Source organism: Kocuria sp. CPCC 205235 (assembly GCF_040980905.1).
In the GTDB taxonomy this organism is placed as follows: Bacteria; Actinomycetota; Actinomycetes; order Actinomycetales; family Micrococcaceae; genus Kocuria; species Kocuria carniphila.
This window is the reverse complement of record NZ_JAVKPR010000042.1, coordinates 1-12,375: the sequence shown is the minus strand read 5'-3', so window position 1 is coordinate 12,375 and position 12,375 is coordinate 1. Positions and strand designations below refer to the sequence as shown.

At 54.4% G+C, this 12,375-nt stretch carries 5 protein-coding genes; all 5 read right to left on the bottom strand.

Annotation, left to right across the window (positions count from 1 at the left end):
- Positions 1–232 precede the first annotated feature (232 nt).
- Positions 233–2,002 (bottom strand): hypothetical protein, encoded by a 1,770-nt coding sequence (locus tag RF638_RS15450; RefSeq protein ID WP_368842401.1) that lies wholly within the window; start codon positions 2,000–2,002, stop codon positions 233–235.
- Positions 2,003–2,106: 104 nt separating this feature from the next.
- Positions 2,107–7,446, bottom strand: a complete 5,340-nt coding sequence (locus RF638_RS15445) for a heparinase II/III family protein (RefSeq protein WP_368842400.1) — start codon at positions 7,444–7,446, stop codon at positions 2,107–2,109.
- A gap of 43 nt (positions 7,447–7,489) precedes the next feature.
- On the bottom strand, positions 7,490–9,790 hold the full coding sequence (locus RF638_RS15440) for a glycosyltransferase (RefSeq protein WP_368842399.1): 2,301 nt from the start codon (positions 9,788–9,790) through the stop codon (positions 7,490–7,492).
- 122 nt (positions 9,791–9,912) lie between these two features.
- Positions 9,913–11,160, bottom strand: a complete 1,248-nt coding sequence (gene wecC / locus RF638_RS15435; RefSeq protein ID WP_368842398.1) for a UDP-N-acetyl-D-mannosamine dehydrogenase — start codon at positions 11,158–11,160, stop codon at positions 9,913–9,915.
- A 94-nt stretch (positions 11,161–11,254) separates the two neighbouring features.
- The gene (locus tag RF638_RS15430; RefSeq protein WP_368842397.1) at positions 11,255–12,301 is read right to left on the bottom strand and encodes a glycosyltransferase; all 1,047 of its coding nucleotides are present in this window, start codon (positions 12,299–12,301) and stop codon (positions 11,255–11,257) included.
- Positions 12,302–12,375: the final 74 nt, after the last annotated feature.

The following is a 12,375-nucleotide window of genomic DNA, read 5'->3' as shown; positions in this document are numbered from 1 at the left end:
GAGCAGCAGGCCGTCCTCGACGCCATCCGCGACCCCGAAAATCACGCACTAAACGAATGAGCCAACTCAGGTCATACGACCAACGAACTGAGACTACTTGAGCAGCTGGAGACCTCATTGCCACAGTCACTACTGATTTCATCATGATAAGTGGTAACTCAAGAGCCAGAAACACTCTGATTGTCTATTATCATTCGACGATTCGGCCTGACAAAGAGCCGGTTTTCTTGGATTAGCGGTGGTAAGACTCGTGCTTTGCTTGTATAACTTCTCGTTTAACACGAGCCGCTTCACTGGCGACTCGCATCACGTAGTCCCTGAAAGTTCGTTCCCATAGTATACGAGAAAATGCAGTTTCTTCCTTCACGGATCCAGCGCCGCCATCCACTCTCGCAAGGTACGTACTAATCTTTTTCTCAGAGTAGTGATTCGATGAACTGCGGCCTTCTTCAACAACTTGTCTTGCTTCCGCCCAGTCGCTATTCTCCCACATCCAACTTACACTTCGCGTTCGAGCTGATGGTTTGTAGAATGCAATTTCAGACCACGCAGGTACTAATGATCGAAGTATCTCCTTGTGCATTTCGCCATATTTTCGTGGATACTTGTTGGACCATATGATTCGTTCTAGCATACGTGCGCTGTAGTAAGGTAGTAGATAATTTTCCTGTGCTAAGGGAAGGGACCAAAATGGCATTTTACTACGATTGTAAAAGTAGTCCATAAAGGCATAAGCGTTGGTAAATTTCATTTCGATTGCGCCAGTTTTGAATGCCCTAACCTCATCGACGACCTTGTCGCCAGCTTCGTCAGAAGATCCGGCCCCCACGCGAACCATATGTTCCAATCGCTCAAACCCCACCTCAATGTCAGCGCCCCGGAGTCGCTCATCCCACTTCCCTCCGAGGAGCGATTTCCCTTGCATGGCCTCACCCCCGAGTCCGTTGATTTTAGGGGCTGCAGCATACTTGAAGGTTTTGACGGCACTTGTCCGGTAAGCCGTTCGTGCGTTGTAGGCTCCCTCCCACGCCTGATGCAGGAGTTTGTAGCGGTTGAGCAAGTCATCTCCTCGCGAAGCGGGTTGTGAGACTGGTGCGATTGAATGTTGAACTGCCGTGTCCAGGAGTCCCACGAGCTGCTTAGCTGTCATGACCTCCCCAGAATCCGTATCCATCGTGCGTAAGCGATGTACTGCGCCCGATCTGATGGCCGCAGCAGCTGTAACTCGGGAGTCTTTGCCTCCTGATAAGTCGGCAATGGCTGGCTGCGGCCACCATAATGCCCGTGAAAGGGAATGACTCATGTCCCTAGCGGCAACTGCCATTGAGGGCTCCGGGCCGGCGAGAACGGAACGCATCCAGTCGTGTGATGTCTGGGTCGTTAGGACCCCCCCACTGGAATTCACGGAAATTTTGCTGCGGGGCGGCAACTGTCTTCCTGATCCCATATGAGTGCGGCCTGTAGCATTCCACCCCAAAGTAGCCATTCCTGCCCAAGCCTGGTCGTCCATTGCAGGTTCGACAGCTGCGAAAACATGCGCGAGACCAGATCTTGTACACCAAACGGTCCCAAAATCTGGCATATCGTATTCGAAAAAACGGACCATCCCGAGATTGTCGTTGACTATTCTTAGTTGGCCATTGTTCCAGTAAATGGCGGCACAGGGTGCGCCCAGTTCCACCCTATCAACACGGCCGGACATGACGTTGCGGGCAAGCGATAGAGCATCCTGGGCGTCGTCAGGAGTACCCGCAACGGCCGGGATGTGCAACCAGGCAGCGCCTTCATTATCGTTTTTGACCACTGCGGGCCACGTAACGCGCGTGCCTTCGCTTTCCCACACGACAAAACCTGAACGGTTATCACCAATATGCGTAACCGAAAACGAATCACCAAGTAACCCGGCAACGTGTCGACTCGCGCCTTGGATCCGGGTTTCGAGTTCTCTTCCGAGCATTGGTGTATTTGTAGCGTACGAAAGCACAAATTGTTTACTTGTCACCGCCTGGCCTCTCTTCGGAACTGGTAATTATTATAGACTCGACAACCTATCTGATAGAGATCTAATCAATCCGTAACCACCATTGATGATTTTGTTTCAGCGGCCTAAACAGTTTCCTCGGGTTTTTTTGCATCGGCAGATATGAATAGAAAAGTTGACCTAATTCTAACGGACCCTTGGAATGTTTGCTGGTACTCGAGTGACCATGCAGGCTCGAGAGTCCTATCCTGTCTGGATCGTACACCGCGAATTAATGGATCATTTTGGTCCCTGGCAATGGTGACATCTTCGATATTCACCGTCTCACGGGAAAGATGCAGAACACAATCCCAAGCATGGCTACCAAATTGGATATTTGGTTGTTTATTAACCAAGTTGAGCGATCCGTTAACCAAGAACCATGTATGCAGCGTATGCAAATCCTCGTCATCGGCGATGATTTCATCCTCGATAATTAATGAACTACCGGGCCGATAAGTTACGGTTCTGTGCGAGCTCCAACCTTCGTGCGGCACCTTTGAATCTATAACGAAACTTCCGTCTTGATTTTCCTTTAGGTCCTGAATACCGGATCCGTATGGCGGTCTCCTTCTATCCTGAAGGTCGCCATCGAGGCTAAGCGTGGAATGGGCGGCGCAGGACTCCATGTACTGCCTAATCGGATCCGCATAGTAAAAACCGCTTGCGCGAAGCTCTGAATCAGGAGGAAGCAGCTCGCCATATCGATACCGCCCACCGTCGACGAGAATTTCCTCACCTTTTTCAAACCAAACCAAACTCTGGTCGTCGCAGTGCTTATGTGTTCGTGAATGAAATCCTGCTGTCATAGCCAGGTAAGAGGACTTACTCTCTGCCTGATCCCCTGACGCCAGATCGCGCACGAACGCGTATCCACTCTCCGCTAGAAGAAATGATTTCCGTTTAGGGGCGTGCCCTCTCTTGCCCTTACTGAGAACCCATTCCGTGGTCGGTGACATTGAGCGCTGACTTCCACTCATGAGCCTTTCCGGGGAATCTCCCATTTGAAGAATCCTGTTGTTGGGGAGAACCATCCAACCGAGGACTTCAGCCGCCTTTCGAATTCGGTCTAGAACTTCCGGATCGTCGATAGCTTCAACCTTGATCGCCCCTTCGAAGGAGGACAGCAACATCCGGTGGTAATCCGGGGAGTGTTCAGCATGTCCACCGTCACTCAGGAATTGACTATCGGTCATGAGTCGCAGCCGTTCGTTCCCTTGAGTGCGCAGTGCTCTCATGCCAGGAAGACTACCGATGGCGTTGGCAAGAACTACCTGGCTGACGGCCGAGTAGTATCCATGGTTATTTCGAGCGTTAAATGATTCTTCCTGCCAATGTGCATCTCGCTGAAGCAGTGCCAAACGTAGGAGTTGTTCGAATTGTTCGTCCGTCACTGAATCGCACGCGGCGGAGCTACGCACCAAGGCCTGAAGAGCCACAGAACGATAGGACAAGGCCATGTCGTACCAAGCCATGCTGTTGAAATCGATGGATGGGAAGGCTTCGAACCACGTCAGCGCACGATGGACGGCCCATTCCACGAATCGATCTTCTCCGGTCTCGTTCCAGGCTTCGAGTATCGGTGTCATGAATTCCCAGCTGTGAACATGCATCTGCCAAGTTCGGTCTTGCTGGTCGAATGAGTGCCAGTCAATGTCATCCGGGAATGACACGGGTTCGAACCCGTGAGCGCCCCAACCGTCGTGCATGACTTCCATGGCCATCTTGACGGGATCGCTCTTGCGAGGCTCGGAGTGGACCCGCAAGTATCTAATGGCTTCCTCGCGGGTGAGGCCCTGCAATTCCGCTCGGATTGAACTCATGTCCATATCCCACGTCGCTCTATTTGATTTCATGTCATTGAAGAATTTGACGCCAAGCCTTTTATAAGGTCCATCGTAACCAGAAGCGATGGCTGCCCATGACCGCTGCTCGCGCACCCAGGCAGATCCGCGCTCCGAGAGTTCTTGACGGCGCGAGGGATCTGAAAGTAGGCGGCGAAGCACGGAGCTGAGCGACTCGACGTCACCTGCCTCAAAGGTCACAACGGACTGCGACTCATCGGCAATGTCCTGGAGGGCGTCCACGTTGGATACTACAACTGTCCGCCCGGTACTCAGCGCTTCAAAAGGCTTCAGCGGCGTTACCAAATGACAAACAGCTCGGTTCTTTCGCGGAACGACGAACAAATCGATCAGACTGTAGTAGCCCAGGATCTCTTCGTGTGGAACGCGACCTGTGAAGAGCACACGGTCCGAGACCCCGAGGCTCTTGGCGAGCTGCTCGAGAGACTTTCTCACTGGCCCATCGCCAACCAGTAACAGCCATGCATCTTCCCCAAGCTGTCTCATGCGGGAGAAGGCGGTGATCAGCGTATCGATTCCCTCGTATTCCACTACGGAGGTGATGTATCCGATGACCGGTACGTCCCGTGGAATCCCCAGCTCTGCTTTGAGCTGCAGATCGGGAGCTACGACCGGGAATTCTTCGGGCTGCACGCCATTGGGTGTTACGGAAATCCTGTCGGGATCTTCGCCACGGTCAACGATGTGTCGCTTCATCACCTCAGCGAGAGTCGTGACGTGGTCACTGGACCGGCGAGCTTGGTCTTCACGTTCCCTTCGCAAGCTGTACGCCTCGGGCAGGCCATAATGCTCATGATCCCTGTCAAGAGACCGACCTGCCTGCGTTTCGACACGAGATAGCCACGATTCCTCCCAGAACCCGCGGCTTTCATAAACCAACGGAATTCCGTAGGCCTCAGCAACGGGTTTTGCGATCATTTGATTAATGTAATCCGAATGGCAGTGCAGCAAACTTGGTCGGATGCGTCCAACAAGATCGAAGAGTTCCATTACGTTTGATTGAAGCCACTCGTCCCAGGGCACCGATCCCCTGACGGGACCTTCCGGCAGATGGTAGGTGACTTCATCGAGAACCATATGGTCCTCACCGAGTCGTTCAGGTGTCCCTCCCGCTTGCCGCATGACGTGAACGTCGTACCCCTTGTCAGTCTGTGCCTGCGCAAGGTAATGGGTTCTCAAGGTGTAGCCAGTTTGGGTCTCAGGAATTGCCTTGCCGACGACGTGCAAGACTCGACCAGTGGCAGCCGTATAGGTCTCCGGGGTTGGAACTACAAGCTCTACATCACCGCGCATCATGGCAAGCTCTGAGGCCCGAAGTTGTGAAGTCTGTTGATCTTTTTCTCGTTGAGTAGTCGCAGCAATCCCTTGGATAACCTCATAGCTTCGGACAAGATAGCCTCGATGATAGAGGCCCTTGGCCAACTTACGTCGGTCAGACAGGTTGAGGTTCACGCGGTCGCCCTGTGCGATCCAGAGATCATGCAGGTATAGCGGATCTTTGATGTAGGGAATAACCTCCGCTATATCCAGCCCGCCCAGAATGGCACTGGTGTCGATGTCCCAGGGTAGGGAGGTAAGTAATGCGGCTACACGCTGCTTCTCGCGTTCCGTGGCACCGGCCTGAATCGTAGAAACGGACTTCAAAGTCGTTTCGAGTCCTTGCACCCGTTGAGAGACATCTGAACACAGAGTCGATTTTTCAGCCATTTGGGCCGTGAAAGATACTAATTCTTGTTCAAGTTCCGTAATGCGACGATTGAGCAGCGCAGCTTCCATGTGCGTGCCGACCGAGTTAGCCAGCTCACCTTGGGGGTTCGACTGGTCGAACTGTGTTTCTTCTTCCACTGAGACCCCTTCTGATGTGATCTCGACACTCCATACGCGTCCGTATCTGACAACTCGGATCCACGTACTTTCTGGCTTGGCACGGCTGGATGAAATAGACCAAGCATCCCTGGTGGAGTTACCAAGAACCGTCGCGTAGAACGCAGTCGATGCGGTGCGACCCACCTCGAAACCCGCGGCAGGGTTCTTCTCACCCCATTTGCGGGACACCCATTCTCTCACCGACGACTCATTGCCATAAGTGACTTTCGGACGTTCTCCGTTGCCCAGCCAACGGACCGTAAATTTGGAGGCGTCGTTCTTCTGGAGTTCCAGGGCGCTGTCTCTGTAACGAGGCTTGATACCTGGCTCGGTGTGCCAAACCTGCCGCGACGTGATTTTCTTGTCGCCGACCACGTGATCGAGGACCACCATGAGATCCAACAGGGGAAGGTAAACTACTCGCCTTGTGAGCTCGACACCCATGTAATTGGTGTCTACTACCGTGTAGTCGTGACATGCCTCGTCAACGTGACAAGCTTTCAGCCACACTCGATCCGATTGGCCGTATTCGACGCCATCAACGAGAACCAAGTTGTGCGATTCCCTCGACCTCAAATACTTCCTGAATGGGTCTTTCGGCTCATATAGATACGATCCCGGATCAGTGATCCAGTCCTGCCCGCCGGAAAAAAGGGTGATGCTCCCTCTGTCCTCGTGCTGGTGTGACGACTTGTGATCGCCGTAGCGCAAACTGTAGTGAGTCTGGTCAGAGAATGGGCTAGCGGTGGTTCCCCAGCTCGACCGTCCCAAAACGTAGCCGTTTGGAGCAACAATAACAGTTGTGGATGGCGGCTGACCGGACTCGCCACCTGACGCAACGTATTCCAACTCTGGCCACTCATTAGCTTGAACCTGACGCAAATGAGTGTCCCCGAGCGTGACCATGGTTCCATCCGGCCGAGTCGCGTGAGCCAGGAATGTAGCCGCTTTGGAGAGCGTGTCACTCACATGTGAAGGGACCTCCACACCTTCTGCAGAAACCCTGTCCCATGTGGCCCGCCACCACGACAAATTCATCCGGTGATAATCGACGGATCCTTCATCGTTCGCGCCGGAGGTGTCGAAGGACGACTCAAAGAGAGAGCCCATCCGTCGGATCGCCAATTCTTGCCAGTCTCGGCGTTTCAGGAAGCTCGCTAGGACGAACAACCCCACATTTTGGTGCAGCGCGGGGTTACCGGAAGCTTGGTGGTCCTCGTCTGCCAACCATTCACCATGGGTGTTCAGTGCATCCAGCAACAACTGCTGTTCGGCCTCCGAAGATGTAAGCGGCCACCCGAAAACGAGCTCCTGAGCTCGTAACCCATCAGCCATGTCCACCCACGAAAAACGTGATGGGGGGTTTTCCGTCGGATTATTTTCGATCCAAGAACGAACAGTCTCCACCCAGTACTCACGCGCGTCTTCCCGCTCTTCCGACGCTAGGTGACGAACAGGCGACAACCACCGCAAAGCGTGATGCTGAAACTGCCAATTACGGGAGCTGAACGGATCGGCATCCCATGCTGCTAAATTGTCTGATTTCCATGTCGGGTGTGGCGCTAATCGAAGAACACCGGACATGACCTGTTCCGCGCGTTTCTCGAAATCTTCGGTACGGACGAACCCCGCACCCAAACATTGCCGTGTAATAACACCAACGTCCACCGGGGACGCGCCAGTCGAGTTCGTCATACTCGTCGAGTCCTTGATGTAAGGCTGGGAAGCGTCGTTCACTTTAGTCCTGTTCCTGGTTGTCAACTGCGCGACGACCACCGAGGTCTTCGTAAATATCGGAAACTATCCGTGCCATGTCCGACCATTGCCGGTTCTCTCGCACCCAGTGGCGGCCTTTCTCGGCCAACTCTTCTCTCAGGCCTTGCTCGTCCAGGAGGACTTCCAGCTGGCGAGTGAGATCCTCGACATCTCCCTTGCGATGAAGCAGACCATTAACCCCTGGCTGGACGATTTCGGCAAGTGCGGCCACGTCAGATGCGACTACCGCTTTGCCCATGGCCAGCGCCTCGAAGGGCTTCAGCGGGGAGACCATCTCGCAAACCGGCAAAGGAAGGCGTGGGAAGGGCGCGATATCCACTAGCGAGTAATACCGTTCGACATCCTCATGTGGCACACGCCCCGTAAAACGTACGAATTCTTCCAGGTCGCGTTCACGCACGAGTTCCTGGAATTTCTCGAGTTCGGCGCCGTCTCCCACGATCAGAACAGCGAAATCCTTCCGACGTGTACGCAAGATGTCTGCTGCATCGACCAACATTCCGAGGCCCTCATAATCAAGTACAGAACCGATGTATCCGATGACGGTTTTTCCTACTAGCTCCAATGAGCGTTCAAGATCGGAATCACGGGGCAGTGGCGTGAACCGGTCTGCGTCAACAGCGTTCGGAACGACCGTAATTCTGTCCTCGTCCACTCCCCTGTTCACTAGTTCATTCTTGAGCGCGTTGGTGATCGCAAAGACCCGTGTAGCCTGTGCAGCCGCGTCAGCTTCCATACGGGCCATGAAACGATACATCCCACCCTTAGCCCATTCCGGATCTCGTGAGCCTCGGGTGACCTCCCACAATCCGCGTACTTCATAAATCGACGGAAGGCCGAGCCTGTTGGCAGCCGTCACGGCCGCCAGTCCGTTCCAATGGTTAGAAGCACCGTGGATAACGAACGGACGTTCCTGTTTTGCCAGGGAAGCCAACGCCTTGTAGTAACGCTCTACGTAGTCTGTGATAGGGCTCTTCTTTTCAACGCCAGGGGTTGTACTCAGCCGGTGGTATGGCACCCCATCCACCACATCAGTGGTACTAATGGCCCCCAATTCCGCCATTTTCGGCATGTCATACGGGTACCCAAGTCGGGTAACACCTCTAACGTCCCACCCCAACCTACGAAGACCAGTCAACAGTCCGTGGGTTCGTGTACTGTACCCAGCGGAGTGATATGGGAGCGAGTTGTGCAGCAAGTAGAAGATACGATCTGAAACTGGTTCAAACGCACTGGATTTCCGCCTATGAGGGAATGGAAATCCTTGACGAGCCAACTGGTAATTAGTGGGCGCGGTGGTTTTGTTGAGCTTTAGTTCTTGAGCCTTGGCCCAGCCGTCCTCCGGCTCCAGCCTCCTATACTCCGTCAAAAGCCTCTGAGCACCTTTGAGTCGATTGGTTCGCAAATCCCTTCGGATGGCGAGCCTTAGACTCCATCGAGGGATAGCTCGATCCGGGAGCAGACGGATAATCCCGATGGCACGGCTTCTCCGCCCCCTTTGTAGGCTGTATAGCAGCTGCGCCAGGAGATACTCGTCTTCACTCAACCACGCGGGCTTGGGGTACTCAATACGTTGCTCTGGTCCATCAGAGTTTTTTTCAGAGTCAACGTCAAGGTTCCACTGTTCAACAACTGCCCGAGTGACTCTGTCAGGGCTGTTCTTCAAGATTTCCAAACATGCATCCAGACGCGCAGGTATGACGAAATCAAGTGAGCGGCGATGAATGTCTGGCTTGTTCCTCAGCGCCTCGGGTAGAGCCGCGAATATCTCTTCAAGTCCGAGCGATCGCTGGCGATCCTTGCCTGTTGCATTGCCCAACATTTCGAGCGCATCAAGATTACCTGGGTCTACGGTCAGGCTATTCTTGAAAGCTTCTACTGCCGCGTCATAATTCCGACCCTCGAGCAAACGCAACGCATACAGATGCCACGCTCGACTGTCTTGAGGGACAGCCAAGAGTAGTCGGCGCAATTCCTCGCATGCGCCGATGGTGTCTCCCTTGGACCGACATTCTTCCGAGGCCTTCAAACGAGCCGACACAAACTCTTGAACCTGTTGAGAACCCACATGCCCTTCAGCCTGAGCTGAAGCAAAATTGTTATGCGTTGCCCCAAATACCGGGGATGCGCTGAGCTGTTTACCGGGCGCCAGCGTCGACGGACTCTGAGCAACGACTACCCCTCGAGGAGCAATTGTCGCGGCCGTGCTTATGCGAATTCGCCAGAGGCTGCGGCGTAGGTCGGAGATGGAGGGGGGTGTCATCAATCAGTCCTCATGGTTTAGGGGAGACAAGAATCGCCATGGGTAAAATTCCGATCGCGTCCAAACGATCGTGTGGTGTCGCGAGGACGGGGACTCCTCGCGACACCATTCATCCTGAGTTGCTAGCGCCAGAGCCCCTTCGTGTCGACAACGGTTTTACCCTTGAGCGCTGTGGCGGGAATCGACTTGAACTCGTCGTGGTCAACCAGAAGCAATACGACATCTGCCCGTTCGATGGCCTCCGAATACTGTGCGAATTCAACATTGGACAGGCTCTGCAGTGCCTTGGGCAATTCGCTCACGTTTGGCTCGACAGCCAACACCGTGGCGTGATCCACGTGCTCGGCTAGATCCTTGGTGATGTTCAACGCCGGCGATTCGCGAAGATCGTCGATGTTCGGCTTGAAGGCCAGGCCGAGGGCAGCGATCACCGGGGAATCAATGTTCTTGACAGCTTCGTCAACCTTGTTGATGACCCACTTGGGCTTACCGTCGTTGACCTCACGGGCCGTACGAATGATGTTGGAGTTCTCTCGGTCTGAAGACACGATGAACCAGGGGTCCACGGCAATGCAGTGACCGCCCACACCGGGGCCCGGTTGCAAGATATTCACCCGGGGGTGGTGGTTGGCCAGCTCGATGAGCTCCCACACGTCAATTCCCAGCTTGTCGGAGATCAATGACAGCTCATTGGCGAATGCGATGTTCACGTCGCGGAAGGAATTCTCGGTGAGCTTGGCCATTTCCGCAGTTACATCGTCGGTCGAGAGCAATTCGCCCTCACAGAACGAGGCGTACACCTCGGTTGCGCGGCGGGCGGCCTCAGGAGTGCGACCGCCGATGATGCGGTCATTACTGATGAGCTCTTCCATAGCCTTACCAGGGAGGATGCGCTCGGGGCAGTATGCGAAGTGGATCACAGGCTTGCCGTCTGCGCCATCGACGGACAAATCCGGACGCAGTTCCAGGATCTTTTCCGCAAGCTTCTGCGTCGTCTTGGGAGGAGACGTCGATTCGAGGATGACCACTTCGTCGCCCCGTAGCTGAGGTGCAATCGACTCCGCTGCGGACATGATATAGGACAAATCGCCCTCATAGTCGTCCTTGAACGGGGTGGGCACCGCAATGACGAACGCGTTGCCCTGCTGCATCTCGGTGGAGGCTGTGAGCTGTCCGCTATCGACAGCCTTCTTGAGCTGTTCTTCCAACCCGGGTTCCACGATCGTGACTTCACCACGCTGGATACGCTCAACGGCGGAAGCGTTGACGTCAACGCCATGAACACGCACTCCATGATTGGCCATGACCACGGCGGTGGGAAGACCGATGTATCCGAGTCCGACAAAAACAACTTCCAACGATTTACTCATTACCTCACCTTACTGAGACGACTACGACTGACCACACGGCAATATATGCCCGGTCAGGTGTTTCTTGGGTCGAAAGCCCTTTGGTCCACCGAAATTATACTGTCACATGCAACGAATTGTCCCCGAACATGACCACGTCTCCGGTTGAGAGAACGCCCGCATCCGAAACTTGCCACGTGTGCCCATCGGAGCCACGACGTTGCACGAAATTAAAACGATCAGCCGAATAAATTGAGAAGCCTGCTTCTATTACTGCAGCCAAGAATGATGAATCTTCTCCGGTATTTCGGCGCTGGAATGGAATCTGATCAAAGACACGGCGATATCCGGTGATCGTGGGGCCCATGACGAAGTCCGTGAAGCGGTGCTCTCGGTGACCAAACCGATGAAGTGTCGCGTTCTGGGACTCGACGTACATGTAATGAGCTTGTTTGCCCACGATGTCCGCTCCGGAATAGTCCAGCGCATCCAGCAGATCGGCCAGGTAGCGTGGGGCATAAAAATCATCGTCGTCCATCTTGGCTAGTACTTCACCCGTGGACGACTCAACCGCAAGATTTAGACATTCTCCGAGTGTCAACTCGGAGTCAACCGCGATGGTCGTGACCTGGTCGATGCCGCTAGCCGCAATTGCATCCTGAATCTCGTGGGTACTTGGATCGAATCCATGGGCCACCATCACAACATCCAGGTCGACATCCTCCTGCGTCGCGAATCCCTGGAGAGCAGACGCGACTCTGTGGGGGCGGTTGGTGCACAACAAGATCGAAACCGTGGGCCGTGTTCGTGGACGAACCTTCTCGGGAAGAACTCGTTGGAGAATTTGCTCCACGCGTTGACCGTACGTGTGCTTGTTCCACACTTCTCGCTGCGCGCGGTGGACCATTCGATCGGCAAGTTCAGGGCTACGCACGAGCGCCCGCACGACGTCAGCAGCGTGCTCTCGATCCCCCACAACAGCCAACTGATCTTCGGTGAAATACTCTCGAATCGCTCGAGACGGCGTGCTGACAACAGGCGTCCCACTCGCGGTGATCTCGAAAATGCGCCTGGCGCACATGGACGGCGAATCTACAACGGAGTTTACGTTCAAAAAGACTCTGTACGCCTTGTAAGCGGTCAGCATCTGGTCGTAGGTCAAGGAGGCTCTTCAACTTTGAGCGTGGTGCTGGGTGTTCACGCCGCGATCGGTCGGGGCGCATAGCCAATGATGCG

Bases quoted from the DNA above. Each gene is read 5' to 3' on its own strand.
- RF638_RS15445 (WP_368842400.1), bottom strand. From the start codon at position 7,446: ATGACGAACTCGACTGGCGCGTCCCCGGTGGACGTTGGTGTTATTACA.
- RF638_RS15440 (WP_368842399.1), bottom strand. From the start codon at position 9,790: ATGACACCCCCCTCCATCTCCGACCTACGCCGCAGCCTCTGGCGAATT.
- wecC (WP_368842398.1), bottom strand. From the start codon at position 11,160: ATGAGTAAATCGTTGGAAGTTGTTTTTGTCGGACTCGGATACATCGGT.